Origin of the sequence: Alcaligenes sp. HNGD-HTN06 (genome assembly GCF_049932565.1) — a bacterium.
Classification (GTDB): Bacteria; Pseudomonadota; Gammaproteobacteria; order Burkholderiales; family Burkholderiaceae_B; genus Alcaligenes; species Alcaligenes ammonioxydans.
Genome location: NZ_CP187782.1, coordinates 1,280,622 through 1,299,317, shown reverse-complemented (window position 1 = coordinate 1,299,317; position 18,696 = coordinate 1,280,622). Strand labels below are relative to the sequence as shown.

Below are 18,696 nucleotides of genomic sequence, written 5' to 3'. Positions count from 1 at the left end.
AAGAGGTCAAAAAAGTTGGAACAGGTCGGCGAGTGCCAAGCAGATAAGGTATGGTTTTTATCTCTTTATGATATTAATAACAACCATATGCTGAATAATCCGCCGTTTAGTGGGGTGCTTTTCAGCCCAGTCCATCAAGGTCACTGGACAGCCGGATGCTGCAACTGCCGATAACTGCTTGTGCATAACATCCATCGACCTGATTTCATTGGGTGTTTACGGCACAAACCGCTGCCCAATTACTTTGCTTATGGGTCCAAGGAAGCAACCAATCGGCAAATCCCCAGTACCGGCGTCCTACGAGCTCGCTTTCCAACAGCCCAACGTTTACTTGTCCACGCCCCCACCCAACACAAGGCCGTTCACTTCCTTGCCGTAGTAGCTTTCCTCTCCATCGTGAAATTCCACGCGAGCCTGCTCCAGCGTCCCTGTCTGACGGGGATCTTTGGGACGCTCATGACTGTTGATGTAAGCGGCAACATCCCAGGCTTCTTGATCGGTCAGGGAAAATGGTTTACCCAAAGGCATATTGGCCTTGATGAAACCCGCTGCCGTATCAATACGTGCCATCCCCGCTCCCCAGTTGTAGGAGTTATTCCCCCATAAAGGCGGGAAGACCACGCCACTTTCAGCATCCTTCTGTCCCTGACCATCCACCGCGTGACACAGCACGCAGTTATTGGTGTAAACCTCTTTACCCCGCGCGACGTCATAGCCCAGATCCGTCTTTTTCACCTTGGGAAAGCCGGCACCAGGCAACTTCTGACCGGTCGGCGCCCCGTCAGACATCCAGTACATATAGGTCATCAAATCACGGTAGACGTCGCTGCCTGCCGGTGGCGCCACCCCCGTAGAAGAAGCCTGGGCATTCATCGAATAGGTAAAACAACCAATAATGCGATCTTCCAGGGTACTGATGGCCTTGGTCTTGGAACGGTACGCCGGGTAGCTGACATAAGCCCCCCACATGGGCGCTGAATGCTCACGGCGCCCGGCATCCAGGTGGCAGTTCACACAGGCCAGTGTGTTGCCCACGTGATCCGACACTGTCGTGGAGGTTTCCATAAAAATCTGTTGTCCACGCCGAACGGCTTCCCCGTATGGTGTGTCGGGAATGCTGCTCTCGGCAGGCGGCACAAAGTAGCCGTCCGGGCCCACCGGCATTCCCGCCGTGACCGCGAGCTTGTCCTTGCTTTGTGCCTCTCGATCGGCTTGCATGGCCTCACGGCTGTAACCGACATCGCCCACCTTAATCGTCGCCGAATCGGGCGAGCCCAGGGAAAAAGACAACCAGCCCCTGGCGTTCAGACCATATCCGATGGCAAACAGCAATACCCCTATACCGGCCCCCAAGGCCAGTCTGCGTCCGCCCGACATGACGGGTTTGCCACGACCCTGCTCTTGCGTATCTTTCATAAAAAACTCTCTGTTCTGATCTTATTTCGCCTGCGTGCCAGGGGCTGGCAAGGAGGCGGCGTAGTAGGAAACCGCATACAGGTCCTCATAGGACAGGCGCGAGGCAATATCATCCATCAGCGTTTGCGGCGAATTGTGACGATGACCGCCTTTCCAGGCCGACAGCTGACTGAACAGGTAGTCCGCCTGTTGAGCCGCCAGCGGCGGGAACGCAGCCCCTACCCCTTCACCTTGGCTGCCGTGACAGCTGATGCAGGCGGGCACGTTCTGCTTCCAGTCTCCTTTCTGGAACAAGGCCTGCCCACGCGCCAGATCCGCGTCCGAACTGGGTACTGCAATAGCGGGGACAGGCAGCTTGGCGTAGTAGCTGGCCAGCTCTTTCATATCCGCCGGCTGCAAGCCACGAGCCACATACTGCATGGACTCATTCAAACGTGCGCCACTGGCAAAATCCTCGAGCTGCTTGAGCAGATATGCCTCTGAAATACCGGCCAGACGAGGGGTGATACCCGCGCCTTCACCCGCCTCACCGTGACAGGAGGCGCAGCTCCACACACTGCCCTGCCCCGAATGCACCAGCACCGGTGCATCCTTTAAAACAGCCATTGCCGGCACGACTGGCGTACCACCGCCGTGAGAGCCGATGACAGTGGACTCATCTGGCGCGGCATGCGGGGCCAGATCATGCAGATAAAGGCCCACGCCCGCCAAGGCCAGCGCCACCAGCACGGCCAGCAGAAAAATCGGAATGGGACGCGGTGGCTCCCATGGCTCAAAACTAGGGTCAATATTCTCGACCAGAGGCGAACTCGAATCTTTTTTCTTTGTCATGACATGTCCTATTGAGCGCCCGAGTCCATCAAGGTCTCGCCAGGGCGGCGGTCGTAGCCGCGGTCGCGTTTATCCAACTCCTGGCTTGTAGTCGCGTAGGTGCGATCCAAGGCCAGCAAATACTCGACCAGATCCAGGGCTTCCTGGCGGGCAACCACATGCTTGCCCTCTGGCTGCAAGGATTCGGGAAGACGCACAAGCACATCGCCCGGTTCGAGCTGAGCTTTCAGTTCGAACATATAAGGGTAGGATGGCATCAGGCTCCAGTCGAAAATCGCACGCGGCTGGTACAGGTGAGTCAAGTGCCAATCCCGACTTTTCATGCGCGCTGCGACGTTGAACAGGTCCGGACCGGTACGCATCGTTCCCAGCAAGTGGGGCGAGTCGTAAAAATAGTCACCGGGCGTAGAAGCACGCCCCCAGCCACGGGCGGTGTCAAACAGAGTCTGACCGCTCGAGCGGGGCTGCTGGCTGTGACAGTACAAGCAGCCGTTAGCCACGTACTGATCACGGCCCTGCAACTGCTGGACGGTATAGGGCTTCAATGGCGCAGGAGGCTCCGAGGTGCGCAATTGCCAAGCCGGCAGAATCACCAGCATGAGAGTGGCCAGCAGCAAAACGCCAATGGCTCCGATGAGTAAAGGTAAGAGTCGGTTCATGATGCATCTGCCCGAGCAAGTGGAGGAGTCGCATTAACAGCGGTGTCTTTGCGCAACAACAGCAAGGCAAAGTGAGCCGCAAAAATGAAATGACCCAAAGTCATCATGGTGCCGCCGATCGAGCGGGCCTCCAGATACGGAACCATCTTGCGAGTGATCTCGCCGAAACTGGCGCCCGGGTCCATCAGACCCATGCCCTGCACGACCCCGGCAATGCTCAAGGCCAGCACATAAATCGTGAAGCCTGCCGTCACCAGCCAGAAATGGGTCTTGATCAGCGCCGGAAAGGGCCAGCGACGTCCCAGAATGTGCGGCATCATGTAATACAGGGTGCCAAACATCACCATGGACACAAAGCCGTAGGCGCCCAGATGGGCGTGACCGACGGTGTAATGCGTAAAGTGCGTCACCGAGTTCACCGAACGGATGGCCTCCAGCGACCCCTGGAAAGAGGACAGGGTGTACATCAGTGCGCCAATCCAGACAAAACGCAAGGCCATGGATTGCTTGAAGGCCCACAAGTTCTGCGCCACCGTGACGTGCTGGTTGATGGCTACCGCAATCACAGGCACAAACATCATGATGCTATGCACCACGGAAAGGGTGACGGCCCAGGTCGGCACCGGCCCCCCCATCAAGTGATGCATGCCCACCTGACTGTAGAACAGCGCCAGGCTCCAGAAACCCAGCAAAGACACGTTGTAGGAATACACGGGCTTGCCAATGATTTTAGGGATGATGTAGTACGCCGCCCCCACGCCCATCGGCGTCAACCACAGACCCAGCACATTGTGCGCAAACCACCAGTTCACGGTAGCTTGCTGGGCACCGATGTGCAGGCCCGGGATATTCGATACCAGGAAAAGGAAGGGAAACCACACCATGCCAGCCAGAAAGTACCAGCCTGACACATAGATATGGCGCGACTTGCGCTTGGCCGCAGTTTCAATAGCCGGCCAGGCCAGGAAAAAACCGCCTACCGCCAGCAAAATATCGATCTGCCAGGGGAACTCCAGCCACTCAATGCCATCGGACCAGCCATTGGCAACGGCCAGCGTGCCGCCCAAGACCCCCAGGGTCCACAAGGCCGCACCGAAGTACACCATATTGGGCCGTCGCAAGGGCGTATGAAAAATGCGTGGCAACAGCCACAAGGCCACACCGATTCCGGTCACCGACAACCAGCCATAGGCCACAATATTCAGGTGCAAGGTGCGCGCCCGTCCAAACGTCACCTGGGCCACATCGGCCAGCCAGTCGGGCCAGTGCAGTTTGAGCGATGCCATCACGCCAAACACCGAGCCTATCAGCAGCCAGGTAATTCCGACCGTCACCAACAGCAAAACCGGCCCTCGGCCACTGCGATCAATGCCGGCACGCAACACGTCAAAACGATGCGCCTGCGCCTCGCTCTTCTCCCCAAAGGAAGCGCTATCGTCAGGCTGGCCCAACTCCCCTTTCATGAAGATGGTTTCAGCCTCGTTCTTGCCGACGAAAATCAGTTTGTTTGCAACGGCCCAGACAAGAATGCCCAGTGCCACCAAAGAGGCGACAAAACTGGTCGCCAGTAATATTCCCAATATAGGAGTCATGTGAATAAATGCCCGAGATCGATCATGCGGCTAAGCCTGGAGAAACGTCATTGCCCCAGCCGGTTTTATTAAAAAAGTAAGTACCGAGATGCAAATGCAATGCAATCTAACTCACAGTAGAGGATCAGGATTAAGGCCAAATTAAGAGAGAGGCGCCTTTTGCCGCCCGCCTCAAGACTGCTAACATGAACGCCGAAACGTAATGAACATCAGGCTTTGCCTGAACACGCCGCATTCGCGACAAGGGGGGAGAATGCACGTCTTACTGGTTGAAGATGACGCGCTGGTCGCCAGCGGAATTGTGGCCGGCCTGCGATTGCACGGCTTGACGGTGGACCACGTAGGCACCGCCAGTCTGGCCGATACGGCCTTGCTGTCCTCGCACTTTGATGTCTGTATTCTGGATCTGGGCTTGCCCGATCAGGACGGACTGACGCTGCTGCGCCGCTGGCGCGATCAGGGCCGCAAACTGCCCATTCTGATCCTGACCGCCCGCGATGCGCTGCATCACCGGGTCGAGGGCTTGTTGGGCGGAGGCGATGACTACGTCATCAAGCCTTTTGACCTGGACGAGCTGCTGGCGCGTCTGCATGTGCTGACACGACGCTTGGCCGGTCACGAAACCGACTGCATTGAATATGGACGATTAAGCTTCTGTGCGTCGACCGGCCATGTCACTCTGGATGGCAAGCCAGTCAGCCTGGCCCGGCGCGAACTGTCCCTGTTGCGCGCCCTGCTCAACAAACCCCATGCCATTCTGAGTGCCGAACAGCTGTGTGACAGCGTCTACGGGTACGACCAGGATCTGGAAAGCAATGCCATCAATGTCCACATCTACCATTTGCGGCGCAAGCTGGGCAGCCATATCGTCGAGACCGTTCGCGGTCTGGGCTACCGACTGGGGCCGGCGGGCTAGGAAAGAAACAACATGAGTTTGCGCCTGAGGTTGCTGCTGGTGATCGGCATTTCCCTGACCGTGCTGTGGAGTGCCGTGGCGGCCTGGATGCTGATGGATGCGCGCCATTCCCTGCGTGAGGCGCTGGACAGCCGTCTGGCGGCCTCGGCGCGAATGGTGGCCGGGCTGGTGGCCCAATTTCCGAATCTACAGGAGCTGGCCCAGTCAGCCGAGCGCCCCTTGGACATCATTGCCCGCGACGGGGTTGCCTGCGAGATCAGCGTGGTGCGCAGTGAAGTGGAGATTCAGGCAGTCAGCCGTACCGCCGGCAGTCCGGACATGTCGCAAGTGGCCTTGGGCTTTGGCACCCATATCCATGGCGGCAAGCGCTGGCGCACCTTTGTCCTGCGCGAGGGGCATATCCAGATTGCCGCCGCTGACAGCATCGAGATACGCGAATCCCTGGTACGGGAAATCATGCTCTCGGCCGGGCTGCCTTTCGTAGTGGCCCTGTTTGGCAGTCTGCTCCTGTTGTGGATAGGGATCGGTCACGGGCTGGCCCCTCTGGAGCGGATTCGGGATTTGCTGGCCCGCCGCCGTCCCGGTGACGACAGCCCGCTTCCCCAGGTCAAAGCCCCGGTGGAGCTGCAGCCGCTGCTGCGTACGATTGAAGCGCTGCTGGAGCGGCAACAGGCCGCCATCATGCGTGAACGCCGCTTTACCGATAGCGCAGCCCACGAATTGCGCACCCCGCTGACAGGCATCAAAACCCACCTTCAAGTGGCTCATCTGGCGGCCCAACGTCCTGGCGAGCGTGACACGCTGGATGCCGCCTTAAGTCAGGCCGATCAGGGTGTGCAGCAACTGCAAAATATCCTGCAAAGGCTGCTGGAGCTGGCTCGGCTGGACGGCCAGGGCGCGAGTCAGGAAAGCAGTCAGGCCGATGAAGCCGTCTATGCAGCTTTACATGCGCTCAAGGCCATCCATGGTGACACCATCGACGCCATCACGCTGGACACACACACTCAACCCGGACCGGTGCAAATTGAAAAATCCTTGCTGACAGTGGCCATACAGAACCTGATCGATAATGCCCTGCGCTATGCCAAGGCCTTGGCAGCCATCAGCCTGCGAATTGAGGCGGGAGAACCGGGTTACCTGCGTATCAGCGTATTGGATAATGGCCCTGGCTTGAGCGAGAGCGAACGCGATCTGGCTATGAACCGCTTCTGGCGTGGCTCACAGCAACAGGCCGGTTACGGACTGGGCTTGTCCATCGTGAACGCCATCGCCACCCAGCATGGAGGAACGCTGGAGCTGCTGAACCGGCAAGGGGGCGGTCTGGAGGCTCGGCTAACCGTACCACTAAGCGCGTCAACGCCGCTCTAAAGCGACGTGTCGCTCCAGCTGCCCGACATCGGACCTACTGCTGGTAGAGCACGCAGCGCCCATCTCTGGATTGCAGGTGGCAGCTTGCCAAGCATTAAAAAAGGCCGGAACCTTGACGGGTTCCGGCCTTTTCAGTTTGACGCGGTGCTTGCCGGTTCAGGCAAGCCCATCATCAAAGAATTTGGATTTTAGTTGCGCATGGGCCTTTTTGGCCTGCACCTTCGATGAAGGAAACGCGTTGGTTCTCTTCCAATGTTTTGAACCCGGTTCCCTGAATTTCACTGTGGTGTGCGAAGAGATCCTTGCCGCCGTTCTCCGGCACGATGAATCCGAAGCCTTTTTCGCTGTTGAACCACTTCACAATACCAATTTCTGTCTTCAAAATAAGTCCTAAATGTAAAAACGAACAGAGAAAAAATTTCTCTCCCTGCACTATCCTCCGATTTTGTGCACAAAGATAGCGCCGTTACGTTTTAATCCAAAAAATCCGGTTTTTCTGTTGTTTCCTGAGCATTTCCGAGTGTTAACCCTTACCCGCAGTCCGACGTTTCCACCGCACGACCAGCCCTCCCCCCCACTTCGTTCTTCCCCCACCCGCACTGAACTGCGCTGCTGCACCGTGCCTGAGCGGCCTCTAACCTTGGTTTCAACGCCTTGGCCCGGCAAAAAGCCCCACGCAGCCCCGACAGTCTTGGCTATACTGGCTCGCACCAAGCGGTCTACTTACCAGGATTGACGTGTGTCATGTCATGATCACGAGGAACATAGCAATGAATCGTAGAAATTTTCTGCTGGCCACCCCAGCCGCCGCACTCGGAACAATTGTTCTTCCTTCCACCAGCCTTTCAGCCCCCGCCATCATCACCAACACCAGTCAGATCCTGCCGCGCCACACCAAAGGCCCGCGCATTGTGATTTGTGGCGGCGGTTGGGGCGGGATGACCGCTGCCAAGTATCTGTCCAAGCTGGTTCCCCAAGCTCAGGTTGTGCTGATCGAGCGCAACCCCACCTTCTGGTCGGGGCCCATGAGCAACAAGTGGCTGATTGATATCGTCAACACTGATTTCCTGAACCATGACATGCTGGCGCCTTCGATCAAGTATGGGTACAGCCTGGTGCATGCCGAAGTCACTGCCATCGAACGCGACAAGAAAACCGTACGTACCACCCAGGGCGCGCTGGAATACGACTACCTGATCCTGTCGGGCGGCATACGCAATGCCTATGACGCCTGGTTTGGCAATGACACCTACACCGCGGAATACACACGCCAGCACTTTCCCAATGCCTACATCCCGAACGCCGAGATGTTTGCTTTGAAGAACAAGCTCAAGGCCTTCAAGGGCGGCACCATTGTCATGACGCTGCCCCCGCCGCCCCACCGCTGTCCGCCCTCGCCCTACGAACGCGCCTGTTTGATGGCCTGGCACATCAAGACCAACAAGATTCCAGGCAAGATCATCATTCTGGACCCCAAGCCCAATATCGCCCCGATTGGCGAGGGCTACCGCGCCGCGTTCCAGGAGCTGTACCCGGACATCATCACCCATGTCCCCAATGCACGGGTGCGTGAAGTCGACCCCTTCAAAAAACACATCAAGACCACTGCAGGCGACTTTGATTTCGACGATGCCGTGCTCATGCCTCCGCATCAGGCGGCCGACATGGTCTGGAACGCGGGTCTGGTGGGCACAGGCCCTGACGGCAAACCCACCGGCTGGGCCAATATTGATCCGCGCCTGTTCACCGCACGTGACGACGACAATGTCTATGTGGTGGGTGACTCGATGGGCTTTATTTCCGATCAGTTCGGCCACTATCCCAAGAGCGCGCACGTTGCGCATGCCGTGGCGAAAATCGTTTCCCAGAACCTGGCCGAACGGATTGCAGGCAAGGAAGTCGTGCCGGTACTCCCCGACAACCTGTGCTACATGATGGTGAATGGGGACCCGCAAGAAGAAATTTCGGTCAAGTTTGAGTACGAGCTGGATGCCAGCGGCAAGGTGCTGCAAACACAGATTGATATGGATGTTCGCACCCCCGACCTTGTTCAAGAAGATTTTCAGTGGATCCAGAGCCGTTTCAATGACTTCCTCTAAACTTCCCTCCCGTTTCGTGCGTCGTCGCCAGCTGTTGCTGGGCAGTGCGGCCGGACTGGGCGCCGCCTGGCTGCCCGTCAATCTGCATGCACAAGTCGCTTTTGATCAATTGCTCAAGCCGGCCACCGCCGCCCAGGTCCAGGCGGTGGTGAACGAGTTCCTGGACGGCGCGACCCCTGAGGAAAAAGGCTTGAAACTGGACATGCCCGCCCTGGGAGACAACCCCGCCGCAGTGCCCGTCAAGGTCGTGCTGGACCTACCCGTCAATGACGAGCTGTATTGCCAGGAACTGATCATTCTGGCCCAGGGCAACCCACACCCCCTGGCCTGCCGCTTTCGCTTTACCGCCCTGGCAGGTACAACGGAAGTCGCCGTGCGCCTGCGTCTGATTGAAACCCAAACCATCCGTGCCCTGGCACGGTTGAGCGATGGCCGCGTTCTGAGCGCCCAGCATCACATCACCGTGACCGCTGGCGGCTGCGGCATGTAAACAAGAGCCCCTCATGAGTAAACCCCGTATCTGGATCAGCAACGCCACGCCCAAGACAGGCGAGCTCGTGCGCGTGCGTGCGCTGGTAGAACACCGCATGGAAAGCGGCCTGCGCCTGAACAAAGAAGGTCAGGTTGTGCCACGCAACATCATCCACGACTTCAAGGCCACCTTTAACGGTGAACTCTTGTTCAATTGGCAACCGGAAACCGCCATTTCCCAAAACCCCTACCTTGAATTTACTTTTGTCGCACGACGCTCGGGGGTTCTGGAGATGAGCTGGACGGACGACCAGGGCGCTGTCATCACCGGCCAGACCGAGCTGAGCATCAGCGACTGATTATTGCTCGGTTCCCGTCAGACTCCCTACCCCCATCTCAGCGCCCCTATTGGGCGCTGAGCTCATAACAGCGTTCTATATAGTCATACAAAGTGGGCGTAAGGAGAATGCTACGCTGAGCGTCTTTTCCTGCAACGAAGCACATTGACAAGAAGAATGCCCATGTCCCTCTCTCTGGTAGGTCGTCTCCTTTTCGCCCCCGCCTTGCTGGCGGCCAGCAGTGCCGCGGCACCGGCCTGGGCCAGTTCCACGCTGGATATCAAGACCGTAGCCAGCTCCTGTGCGAACTGTCACGGCCCGGATGGACGTTCCACCACCATCATTCCCTCGCTGGCAGGCCGTCCCCAGGCCGCCTTGCTGGAGCAGTTGCGTGCCTTTGCCTCTGACAATCCCCCGGCTGGCACCACCATCATGAACCGTCTGGTCAAAGGCTACCAGGATGCGGATCTGCAAGCTCTGGCCCAGTACTTCTCGACACTTCCCTCCACCCCTGTCAGCATGGCGCAAGGACGTTAAGCATGAGCACACCCGTAAACTCCTCCCGCCGCCAATGGCTGAGCCGTGTCGGTAAGACTAGTGCCGCTGGCCTGGCTCTGAGTGCCTTGCCGGTGTATGCACGCAGCCGTTCCGCCCATGTGATTGTGGTCGGTGGCGGCTTTGGCGGTGCCACTGCGGCCCGCTACCTCAAGCGCGGCGATCCATCCCTGAAAGTAACCTTGATCGAACCGGCCACCACCTTCTACACCTGCCCATTCAGCAATCTGTATCTGGCCGGTCTGCGCCGCTTTGAACAGCAGGGCCACGGCTTTGAGGACCTGCGTGCAGCGGGTATTGAGGTGATCCACGATCGGGCAACGGCAGTGGACTCCCAGGCCAAAACCCTGAGCCTGTCCAAAGGCCAGACGCTGTCCTACGACAAGCTGCTGCTCTCGCCTGGCATTGATTTTCGCTGGAACACCCTGGAAGGGTATGACGAGGCCGCCGCCTTGTTGGCGCCGCATGCCTGGAAAGCCGGTGAGCAAACCCGGCTGCTCAAACGCCAGCTCGATGCCATGCCCAACGGCGGCACTTTTATTATGGTGGCCCCCGAAAACCCATTCCGCTGCCCGCCTGGCCCCTACGAGCGCGCCAGCATGGTGGCTCACTACTTCAAGCAGAACAAACCCAAGTCCAAGATTCTGATTCTGGATGCCAAAGACAGCTTCTCCAAACAAGGCCTGTTTCAGGACGGTTGGAAACACGTCTATGGCGACATGATCGAATGGGTGCCCTTCTCCAAGGACGGCAAAGTCACCCGCGTGGATGCCGCCAAGCTCAGCGTGGAAACCGAGTTTGGCGAAATCCACAAGGCCGATGTGCTCAACGTGATTCCGCCTCAAAAAGCGGGAACCATTGCCGAACAGGCCGGTGTCACCAACGCCAGCGGCTGGGTGCCCATTGACCCGCATACCTTCGAATCCGAGCAGGTCAAAGACATCTATGTGGTGGGCGATGCCACCATTGCCTCGCCCATGCCCAAGTCCGGCTTCTCGGCCAACACACAAGCCAAGCTGGCAGCGGCTGCCATCATCAATGCCTTGAACGGCAAGCCCGTGCCACAGGCGACCCTGAGCAATACCTGCTACAGTTTGATCGCTCCTGACTATGGCATTTCCGTGGGGCATTTGTACGCCTTTGCCGATGACAAGCTGGCCGAAGCCTCCGGCGGGGTCAGCCCCAAAGAAGCCAGCCCGGCCTTTCGCAAGCAGGAAGCCCAGTATGGCGAGGCCTGGTATGCCGCAATCAGTCGCGACATCTGGGGCACCAAAGGCTAAGTGGTTTCAATCCCGTTCCCTCTCCAGCGCACATGATGAATACAGAACTTGTACTGTGGGTCAGCTTGGCCATTGGTCTGCTCTTTGGCATGAGTGGCCAGCTCAGTGGTTTTTGCTTTTATCGTGGTTTAACCGAGCGCTGGTCCGGGCGCAGCGGCTACAAGCTCCAGGGCTTTGCCCTGGCGCTGGCCGTGGCCCTGGCCGGTACACAACTGGCCGCAGGCAGTGGGCTGATCAGCCTGGACAAGGTCTTGTACCTGAATCCGACTTTTTCCTGGCTGCTGGTGCCGGTCGGTGGCGTGCTGTTTGGTATGGGAATGACCTTGGCCAATGGCTGCGGTGCCCGCGCTCTGATTCTGTTGGGGCAAGGTAATTTGCGCTCTTTTGTAGTGCTGTTATGCCTGGGTATCGCCGCTTACATGACCTTGACCGGACTGCTGGCCCCGCTACGCATGAACCTCGCCCAAGTCAGCAGCATCACCCTGCCTACCGTCACCCTGCCCGCAGGCCCCGTACGATCCATCGTCATTGCGCTGCTCGTTGCCGCTTTAATCGCCTTTTCCCTGCGCCCCCGTCTGGACGGCCAGCGGCTGAATGATCTGCTGGCAGGCGCCTTTATCGGGCTGCTGATCGTAGCAGGCTGGCTGACCACCGGTTGGCTGGGCGATGACCCCTTCGAGCCTGTGCCCGTCAGCTCGCTGAGCTTTGTGGCCCCGATTGGGGAAAGTATTCAATACGCCATGATCTCCACCGGCATGAGTCCACGCTTTACCATCCTGATGGTGGCGGGTGTGCTGGCCGGTTCCTGCCTGAGTGCTCTGCTGCGCCGACGCTGGAAACTGGAAGGCTTTGAATCACCGCGCCACATGCTGCGTGCCATGACCGGCGGCACCCTGATGGGCGTAGGCGGTGTGCTGGCCCTGGGCTGCACCATCGGCCAGGGCTTGAGTGGCCTGTCTACCTTGTCCGCCACCTCCTTGCTGGCGGTGCTGGGGATCGTGATTGGCTCGCGCCTGGTCTGGGCACGCCCCAACTCCTGAGTCCGTGTTTCAATAGGGGTTTGATGGACCACCCTGCAGGCTGCCCGACGCTCCTGAGGCTAGCATTGCTGCAGGCGCTTATTGAGGCTCGTGCAATGCGACAGATCCTGCTTGTTGTCGATGTGCAAAGCTGTTTTGCTCCTACCTTGTGGCTGATCGAAGGGATTAATAGGCTCAGCCGCCGCCTGCCCTGTGTGGCGCTGATCGAGCAGCATGACGAGTCCCAAACCCCTTTCCTCAGTCAGCTCGGCTGGTGTCCGCCGCGCGATGATTGCTGCCTGATCGATGCCGACGCCATCTTCATCAAGCATGGTTACACACCCAGCCCTGCTGCAATGGAGTATCTGCGGCAGTATCAGGCCGATCGCATCCTGGTCTGCGGTATTCAGACAGATACCTGCGTGCTGGCTGCGGGTTTTGCCTTGTTTGATGCTGGGCTGCATCCCACCCTGATTACCGATCTAACCGTGGGTTCATCGCTGGATCGATCCGGCGCGATGGGCATCAAGCTGTGGAAACATCACTTCGGTCGCACGATTCATAGCCGCGAGCTGCGGCTTGAGCAGGACCCGCCATAACCTTAGTCACTCCCCTTGCGTTACGCCTTGCTTGTCATTGACACCCGCTTGCTAAACGCTCTTAAGCCTGTCGACCCTCTGATGCATCGCATCGGCCCGCTTCAGTGCCCAGCTGCCAAGCGTTCTGCGCCTCATGACTGCGGTCGCACATAGCCACAAAACCGGCCAAGAAACAAGAATTACCCGTCTGAAAACACTACAGGTTAACGCTAGTAGTCATCGCTTTTTGCCTGTCTATACAATAGCGGCGTCAATAACGGTTCAGGTGAGAGTCTTCACATTGATGAAGCGCCGACGGAGCAACGACCCCGGAATCTCTCAGGCAAAAGAATCCTGAACCTTTGACCATCTGGAGAGAGGCACACCCGTGCCCACCGAAGGGGACCATCGCGAACCGATGGATAAGCTCTCAGGTAAACGGACAGAGGGGGTACAGAGACCATATGGTCTTTGTTCACCTATTTGTCCGGAGTCTATCTATGAGCAGATAGTCAGGTGCCTTTTCTGGACGCCTGACCCACCACTACTTTATTTCTATTTTTAATCGCACACAGGTCTGTTCTGACATTTCATGTCATCAGAACAAGGAGGACTGTTGTGCGCTCCCCATCATATTTAGATCGGTATCAAGAAAACCGTCCTTGAGGACGGGTTGTACCCTTTGTTTTCTCGCAGCACAGTCATAATTACGCATTTGAACGAATAAAAATCAGGAGAACAGTGTGTCTCAGCAACATTCATCTGGACTGCAGCGCTCGTTGAAAAACCGGCACCTGCAACTGATAGCAATTGGAGGCGCTATCGGCACAGGGCTATTTATGGGATCAGGCCGCACGATCAGCCTGGCCGGCCCCTCGGTCTTGTTTACGTACATGATCATCGGGTTCTTTTTGTTTTTTGTTATGCGGGCAATGGGAGAATTGCTTCTGCATAATCTGGAATACAAATCTTTTGTCGATTTCGCCGCCGATATTCTAGGCCCGACCATGGGCTATTTTCTGGGCTGGAGTTATTGGTTTTGCTGGGTAGTCATTGGGATTGCAGATATTGTGGCCATTACCGGCTATACCCAATTCTGGTGGCCGGATATTCCATTGTGGTTACCAGGACTGGCCTGCATTGCTTTTTTGCTGGTCTTTAATCTGCTGTCGGCCAAATTATTTGGTGAGCTGGAGTTCTGGTTTGCACTGGTCAAGATTATTGCCATTGTGGCCCTGATTGGCGTGGGTGCGTATCTGCTGTTTACCGGCTTTGTGGGCCCAACCGGTGAAAAAGCCAGCCTGACCCACTTGTGGGATCGGGGCGGGATGTTCCCCAATGGCCTGGGTGGCTTTTTTGCTGCCTTCCAGATCGCCATCTTCGCATTCGTGGGTATTGAGCTGGTGGGTACGGCCTCGGCTGAAACAGCGGACCCTGCCAAGAACCTGCCCAAAGCCATCAACAAGATTCCCGTTCGCGTGATTGTGTTTTACGTGCTGGCCCTGACCGCCATCATGACCGTCACTCCCTGGGATATTGTGGCCCCCAACAAGAGCCCCTTTGTGAACATGTTCTTGCTGATCGGCGTAGGTGCAGCCGCTGCCATCATCAACTTCGTGGTGTTGACCTCGGCCCTGTCCTCGGCCAACAGCGGCATGTTCTCGACAGGCCGCATGTTGTACGGTCTGTCCAAGAACAAGCTGGCTCCTGAAGCATTCAGCCAGCTGTCGCGCAATGGTACCCCCCGCAATGGCCTGATCTATTCTTGCGCCCTGTTGCTGTCCAGCCTGTTCCTGCTGTATGCAGAAGGCGATGTCATGCGTGTCTTCACCATCGTGACCACCGTGGCCAGCATCTGCTTTATCTTTGTCTGGGCCGTGATCCTGATCACCTACCTGAAGTACCGCCGGGTTCGCCCCGAAGCCCATGCCGCATCGAGCTACAAAATGCCCTTTGCGATTCCCATGTGTTACCTGACCCTGGCTTTCTTTGCCTTCGCGCTCTATCTGTTCAGCCAGGAAGAAGAAACCCTGATCGGCCTGATTGCCACGCCGTTCTGGTTCCTGGCGCTGTTCATCTGCCTGCCTTTCTACAAGAAACGCATGAAACAGCATCTGGCCCTGGGCCTGGCGGCGCAAAGCGTCCGTTAAGATCCCCTGCGCCCAACACGGCCCTGCCAGGGGCCGTGTTGCCGCAGCCAGGGGCTGGCTCCACACGCGTAGGTCCGCACCCACAGACGACCTCTCATCCTGCAATCGTGGGAGAGTAGACCTGGAGCAAGGGCTGAAGCCCGGCACTCGAAAGCCACCCTTTGGGGTGGCTTTTTCTATGTGCAGACAAGCGGTAGCCGCGAGCCCCCCAACCCTTTAGGCCCCCGATATTTCACGCCAATAACACAGATTCAGACGGAAAAACCTTTTACACGCCCTCATTTACACCTTATTACCCTTGATGCCTTCTCTCAGGTTGACGTAAGGGTAAACCCAAGTTGTGACGCGGCAAAGCTTACTCATAGACTAAACCCGATGTGTAGCCAATAAGAATGTACAAAAGGGACAAGCATGGTTTTACGTCTAATCGACTCGCTCAATGAATGGATAGGGAAGCTTATTTCCTTTATCGCCATCATTTTTTCCACCATCATTATTTACGAAGTCTTCATGCGCTACGTGATGAACCAGCCCACACGCTGGACTTTTGACGTCACCAAGCAGCTATATGGGTTTTACTTTCTGATGTTGGGCGCCTACGCACTCAAACACCAGGCCCACGTCCGCGTCGATCTGCTCATCCAGCGCTTTTCTCCTGCCGTCCGAAAATGGACGGAAATTGCAGGTTACCTGATTTTCTTTTTCCCCTTCGCCTGGGTTTTCCTGACCCGCAGCTATGACTTTGCCATGCGCTCCTGGGCTCAAGGCGAGACCACCTACGGCGCGGTCCAATTACCTGTTTATCCACTCAAACTCTCCATGGTTCTGGCGGCCGCCTTGCTGCTGCTCCAGGGAATTGCTGAAGTTATCCGTTTGCTCAGTCAGAAGGACGCCCCCCGCCATGACGCCTGAATTGATTGCACTTGTCATGGGTGGCCTGCTGTTGCTGGGGCTGTTCATGGGACACCCCTTGGCCTTTGTTCTGGGCAGCACGGCTGTCATCGGCGCGCTGGTGGCGGGCAAACCCATGGTTCTGGGCATTGTGGTTAACCGCATTTACGGCGATGTCCTGGACAACTACACGCTGATTGCCATCCCGCTGTTTATTCTGATGGCACGTTTTCTGTCCGACTCCGAAGTCACCGACAAGATGTTTGAGGCCTTGCGCCTGCTGATGTCTCGCGTTCGGGGTGGGCTGGCGCTGGCTGTGGTATTTATCTCCATCTTGCTGGCAGCCACCACCGGCATTATCGGCGCCTCGATTACGGTTACCGGCATGATGGCACTGCGCCCCATGCTGCGCTATGGCTATTGCCCCAAGTTGACCACCGGTGTGATTGCCGCTTCGGGCTGCCTGGGCATCCTGATCCCGCCGTCCATCATGCTGATCCTGATGGCCAGCTACTCCCCACTGTCGATTGGCGAGCTGTTTGCCGGCGCGCTGATTCCTGGCGTGCTGCTGGGCCTGCTCTATGCCCTGTGGGTCGTGTTTGTTGCCTGGCGTCATCCTGAACGCGCCCCTTCCGTGGAGCCCGATGAAAAGATCTCCAGGCCCGCCTTGATCCGCATGCTGCTGGTGGAAGCCGTGCCACCCATCTTTCTGATTCTGGGCATTTTAGGTTCCATGCTGGCCGGCATTGCCACGGCCACCGAAGCCTCCGCTATCGGGGTGCTGCTGTCCTTGCTGATCGTGATTTTCCGGGGCAAGTTCAAATGGTCCATTTTTCTCAATGCCCTGTATGAAACCGGTCGCACCTCCTCCATGATTCTGTTCATTGTGGTCGGTGCCACGGCCTTTACCGGGGTCTTTAACATCACCGGCGGTTTGGGCGCTGCCCAGGACATCATGCGCGGTTTAGACATGGAACCCTGGCTGCTGATCGTCGTCATGCTGCTGATCATCTTTATTCTGGGCTGCTTTCTGGACTGGACCGGCATCGTCCTGCTGTCTTTCCCCATCCTGCTGCCGATTGTGCAGGAGATGGGCATCAGCCTGCTCTGGTTTGTGATTCTGGTTTCGGTTGTCCTGCAAACGTCCTTTTTGACCCCGCCTTTTGGTTATGCCCTGTTCTATTTGCGGGCCATCACACCCAAATCGGTCAAGACCATGGAGATCATTACCGGCGTCATCCCCTTTATCGGCCTGATTATTTTGATGTGCATCTTGCTGGCCATTTTCCCTGGTCTGGCCACTTGGTTACCCACCGTGCTGTACGGAACCTAATACAACAAGGAGACATAATGAAACTGACAAAAAAGGCACTTGGCGCCTTGACCGGTCTGGCTTTGCTAGGCATCACGGGCCTGAGCCAGGCCGCCCAGAAATGGACCATGACCAGCACCTGGCCAGCCTCGATCGAATTGGTGGAACTGGACAAAAAATGGGTCGATCTAGCCAATAAACTGGTTGGAGATGAACTGAAAATCGAGTTCTACGAAGGCGGCGCCCTTGTCCCTACCGGCGAGGTCTTTAGTGCCGTTGAGTCCGGCACCATCCAGGCAGGGGCTGATTGGCCAGGGTACTGGGCAGGCCGCAACCCGGCCTTCTCCCCCTTGGGGACTCACTCCAGTCTATTCAATGCGCTGGACTACGCCAACTGGATCAAGGAATGGGGAGGCGCCGAGCTTTATAACGAGATTTATGGCAAATATGGCATGGTCTACCTCCCCTACGCCATCACCAATAATGAATCCGGTTTCCATACCAACGTTCCGATTCGCAACCTGGAGGAAATCAAGGGTAAGCGCCTGCGTCTGTCCGGACTGGAGCAAGGCAAGGTACTGGAAAAAATTGGCGGCACTCAGGTTTCCATGGCTGGGCAAGAGCTGTATCAGTCACTGGAGCGGGGGGTGATCGAAGGCGCCGAATTCTCCACTCCTAACGTGGATGTGTCTGCCGGCCTTCATCAAGTCACCAAGCACTGGACAACGCCCGGCTGGCACCAGTCTGCATCCGTCTTTGGCGTCATGATCAACAAAGCCGCCTGGGATGCCCTGAGCGACTCGGCCAAGGAAAAACTGAAAATCGCAGCCGATGCCACCATGATGTGGTCCATCGCTTTTACTGAAAAGAAAGCGACCGAAGGCTTGCGCACCTTTCAGAAAGCCGGGGTGGAAATCCACCGCATGGACGATGAGAGCCTGAAAACCATTCAGCAAGTCACCAATGAAGTCATGATTGCCATGGCTTGCAGCAACCCGGATGCCGCCAAGGTGTATGCCAGCCAGATGGAGTACCTGCACGACTACAAAGACTGGCGCGAAACCTCTATGCCGTTCAATCTTGGCCGTCCCATCGAGGGGCCCGATCTGGACAAAATCAAAGCCTGCCTGAAATAAAGCCGACGTCCTTGCCATGGCAGAGGAACCCGGTCCTGAGATCAATCGGAACCCCTCGCCGCGGCAACTACCTCCAAACGATAGT

At 57.2% G+C, this 18,696-nt stretch carries 18 protein-coding genes and 1 riboswitch; of the genes, 13 read left to right on the top strand and 5 right to left on the bottom strand.

Features of this window, described 5'->3' with window-relative positions:
* Positions 1–327: 327 nt before the first annotated feature.
* The 4 genes from ACOZ42_RS05900 to ACOZ42_RS05885 are packed head-to-tail and all read right to left on the bottom strand — an operon-like array spanning position 328 to position 4,498.
* Positions 328–1,416 carry a c-type cytochrome gene (locus ACOZ42_RS05900; RefSeq protein ID WP_426345664.1) on the bottom strand — a complete coding sequence of 363 codons (1,089 nt, stop codon included), beginning with the start codon at positions 1,414–1,416 and terminating at the stop codon, positions 328–330.
* Positions 1,417–1,437: 21 nt separating this feature from the next.
* Positions 1,438–2,247, bottom strand: coding sequence for a c-type cytochrome (locus ACOZ42_RS05895; RefSeq protein ID WP_426345663.1), 810 nt, complete (start codon positions 2,245–2,247; stop codon positions 1,438–1,440).
* An 8-nt stretch (positions 2,248–2,255) separates the two neighbouring features.
* Positions 2,256–2,906, bottom strand: coding sequence for a cbb3-type cytochrome c oxidase subunit II (locus tag ACOZ42_RS05890; RefSeq protein WP_003801717.1), 651 nt, complete (start codon positions 2,904–2,906; stop codon positions 2,256–2,258).
* Positions 2,903–4,498, bottom strand: a complete 1,596-nt coding sequence (locus tag ACOZ42_RS05885; RefSeq protein ID WP_426345662.1) for a cbb3-type cytochrome c oxidase subunit I — start codon at positions 4,496–4,498, stop codon at positions 2,903–2,905. The genes ACOZ42_RS05890 and ACOZ42_RS05885 overlap by 4 nt, the downstream gene beginning before the upstream one ends.
* A 253-nt stretch (positions 4,499–4,751) precedes the next feature.
* Between ACOZ42_RS05885 and ACOZ42_RS05880 the strand changes: the two genes are divergently transcribed.
* Both ACOZ42_RS05880 and ACOZ42_RS05875 read left to right on the top strand, forming a co-directional pair.
* A complete protein-coding gene (locus ACOZ42_RS05880; RefSeq protein ID WP_003801720.1) occupies positions 4,752–5,414 on the top strand; it encodes a response regulator in 663 nt (220 codons plus the stop codon).
* Between the two features lie 12 nt (positions 5,415–5,426).
* A complete protein-coding gene (locus tag ACOZ42_RS05875; protein ID WP_131071464.1) occupies positions 5,427–6,782 on the top strand; it encodes an ATP-binding protein in 1,356 nt (451 codons plus the stop codon).
* Between the two features lie 172 nt (positions 6,783–6,954).
* Here ACOZ42_RS05875 and ACOZ42_RS05870 read toward each other — a convergent pair whose 3' ends face one another.
* Positions 6,955–7,164 (bottom strand): cold-shock protein, encoded by a 210-nt coding sequence (locus ACOZ42_RS05870; RefSeq protein ID WP_009461028.1) that lies wholly within the window; start codon positions 7,162–7,164, stop codon positions 6,955–6,957.
* A 388-nt stretch (positions 7,165–7,552) separates the two neighbouring features.
* Between ACOZ42_RS05870 and ACOZ42_RS05865 the strand changes: the two genes are divergently transcribed.
* The 11 genes from ACOZ42_RS05865 to dctP all read left to right on the top strand — a co-directional run bounded on the left by ACOZ42_RS05865 (position 7,553) and on the right by dctP (position 18,611).
* Positions 7,553–8,881: an FAD-dependent oxidoreductase gene (locus ACOZ42_RS05865; protein WP_426345661.1), complete on the top strand. Its 1,329-nt coding sequence runs from the start codon at positions 7,553–7,555 to the stop codon at positions 8,879–8,881.
* A complete protein-coding gene (locus ACOZ42_RS05860; protein WP_336579653.1) occupies positions 8,868–9,371 on the top strand; it encodes a thiosulfate oxidation carrier protein SoxY in 504 nt (167 codons plus the stop codon). The genes ACOZ42_RS05865 and ACOZ42_RS05860 overlap by 14 nt, the downstream gene beginning before the upstream one ends.
* A gap of 13 nt (positions 9,372–9,384) precedes the next feature.
* Positions 9,385–9,711, top strand: a complete 327-nt coding sequence (gene soxZ, locus ACOZ42_RS05855) for a thiosulfate oxidation carrier complex protein SoxZ (RefSeq protein WP_426345660.1) — start codon at positions 9,385–9,387, stop codon at positions 9,709–9,711.
* Positions 9,712–9,873: 162 nt separating this feature from the next.
* Positions 9,874–10,227 carry a c-type cytochrome gene (locus ACOZ42_RS05850; protein WP_003801730.1) on the top strand — a complete coding sequence of 118 codons (354 nt, stop codon included), beginning with the start codon at positions 9,874–9,876 and terminating at the stop codon, positions 10,225–10,227.
* A gap of 2 nt (positions 10,228–10,229) precedes the next feature.
* Entirely contained in the window at positions 10,230–11,525 is a 1,296-nt protein-coding gene (locus ACOZ42_RS05845; RefSeq protein WP_426345659.1) for an NAD(P)/FAD-dependent oxidoreductase, read from the top strand.
* A 32-nt stretch (positions 11,526–11,557) separates the two neighbouring features.
* Positions 11,558–12,565 (top strand): YeeE/YedE family protein, encoded by a 1,008-nt coding sequence (locus ACOZ42_RS05840; protein ID WP_426345658.1) that lies wholly within the window; start codon positions 11,558–11,560, stop codon positions 12,563–12,565.
* A gap of 95 nt (positions 12,566–12,660) precedes the next feature.
* Positions 12,661–13,143 (top strand): cysteine hydrolase family protein, encoded by a 483-nt coding sequence (locus ACOZ42_RS05835; RefSeq protein ID WP_426345657.1) that lies wholly within the window; start codon positions 12,661–12,663, stop codon positions 13,141–13,143.
* A 254-nt stretch (positions 13,144–13,397) separates the two neighbouring features.
* A riboswitch (glycine riboswitch) is annotated at positions 13,398–13,487 on the top strand.
* 474 nt (positions 13,488–13,961) lie between these two features.
* Positions 13,962–15,272 (top strand): amino acid permease, encoded by a 1,311-nt coding sequence (locus ACOZ42_RS05830; protein ID WP_230406316.1) that lies wholly within the window; start codon positions 13,962–13,964, stop codon positions 15,270–15,272.
* Positions 15,273–15,683: 411 nt separating this feature from the next.
* Complete coding sequence (locus tag ACOZ42_RS05825; protein WP_003804547.1) at positions 15,684–16,184, top strand: TRAP transporter small permease subunit; 501 nt, start codon at positions 15,684–15,686, stop codon at positions 16,182–16,184.
* Positions 16,174–17,496, top strand: a complete 1,323-nt coding sequence (locus ACOZ42_RS05820) for a TRAP transporter large permease (RefSeq protein ID WP_003804548.1) — start codon at positions 16,174–16,176, stop codon at positions 17,494–17,496. Before ACOZ42_RS05825 ends, ACOZ42_RS05820 begins: the two co-directional genes overlap by 11 nt.
* Before the next feature lie 17 nt (positions 17,497–17,513).
* A complete protein-coding gene (gene dctP / locus ACOZ42_RS05815; protein WP_426345656.1) occupies positions 17,514–18,611 on the top strand; it encodes a TRAP transporter substrate-binding protein DctP in 1,098 nt (365 codons plus the stop codon).
* Positions 18,612–18,696 lie beyond the last annotated feature (85 nt).

Excerpts from the sequence above, each read along its gene's own strand:
- ACOZ42_RS05835 (WP_426345657.1), top strand. The coding sequence starts at position 12,661 with ATGCGACAGATCCTGCTTGTTGTCGATGTGCAAAGCTGTTTTGCTCCT.
- dctP (WP_426345656.1), top strand. The coding sequence starts at position 17,514 with ATGAAACTGACAAAAAAGGCACTTGGCGCCTTGACCGGTCTGGCTTTG.
- ACOZ42_RS05880 (WP_003801720.1), top strand. The coding sequence starts at position 4,752 with ATGCACGTCTTACTGGTTGAAGATGACGCGCTGGTCGCCAGCGGAATT.
- ACOZ42_RS05900 (WP_426345664.1), bottom strand. The coding sequence starts at position 1,416 with ATGAAAGATACGCAAGAGCAGGGTCGTGGCAAACCCGTCATGTCGGGC.
- soxZ (WP_426345660.1), top strand. The coding sequence starts at position 9,385 with ATGAGTAAACCCCGTATCTGGATCAGCAACGCCACGCCCAAGACAGGC.
- ACOZ42_RS05830 (WP_230406316.1), top strand. The coding sequence starts at position 13,962 with ATGGGATCAGGCCGCACGATCAGCCTGGCCGGCCCCTCGGTCTTGTTT.
- ACOZ42_RS05820 (WP_003804548.1), top strand. The coding sequence starts at position 16,174 with ATGACGCCTGAATTGATTGCACTTGTCATGGGTGGCCTGCTGTTGCTG.
- ACOZ42_RS05890 (WP_003801717.1), bottom strand. The coding sequence starts at position 2,906 with ATGAACCGACTCTTACCTTTACTCATCGGAGCCATTGGCGTTTTGCTG.
- ACOZ42_RS05895 (WP_426345663.1), bottom strand. The coding sequence starts at position 2,247 with ATGACAAAGAAAAAAGATTCGAGTTCGCCTCTGGTCGAGAATATTGAC.
- ACOZ42_RS05845 (WP_426345659.1), top strand. The coding sequence starts at position 10,230 with ATGAGCACACCCGTAAACTCCTCCCGCCGCCAATGGCTGAGCCGTGTC.
- ACOZ42_RS05875 (WP_131071464.1), top strand. The coding sequence starts at position 5,427 with ATGAGTTTGCGCCTGAGGTTGCTGCTGGTGATCGGCATTTCCCTGACC.
- ACOZ42_RS05885 (WP_426345662.1), bottom strand. The coding sequence starts at position 4,498 with ATGACTCCTATATTGGGAATATTACTGGCGACCAGTTTTGTCGCCTCT.
- ACOZ42_RS05825 (WP_003804547.1), top strand. The coding sequence starts at position 15,684 with ATGGTTTTACGTCTAATCGACTCGCTCAATGAATGGATAGGGAAGCTT.
- ACOZ42_RS05865 (WP_426345661.1), top strand. The coding sequence starts at position 7,553 with ATGAATCGTAGAAATTTTCTGCTGGCCACCCCAGCCGCCGCACTCGGA.
- ACOZ42_RS05850 (WP_003801730.1), top strand. The coding sequence starts at position 9,874 with ATGTCCCTCTCTCTGGTAGGTCGTCTCCTTTTCGCCCCCGCCTTGCTG.
- ACOZ42_RS05860 (WP_336579653.1), top strand. The coding sequence starts at position 8,868 with ATGACTTCCTCTAAACTTCCCTCCCGTTTCGTGCGTCGTCGCCAGCTG.
- ACOZ42_RS05840 (WP_426345658.1), top strand. The coding sequence starts at position 11,558 with ATGATGAATACAGAACTTGTACTGTGGGTCAGCTTGGCCATTGGTCTG.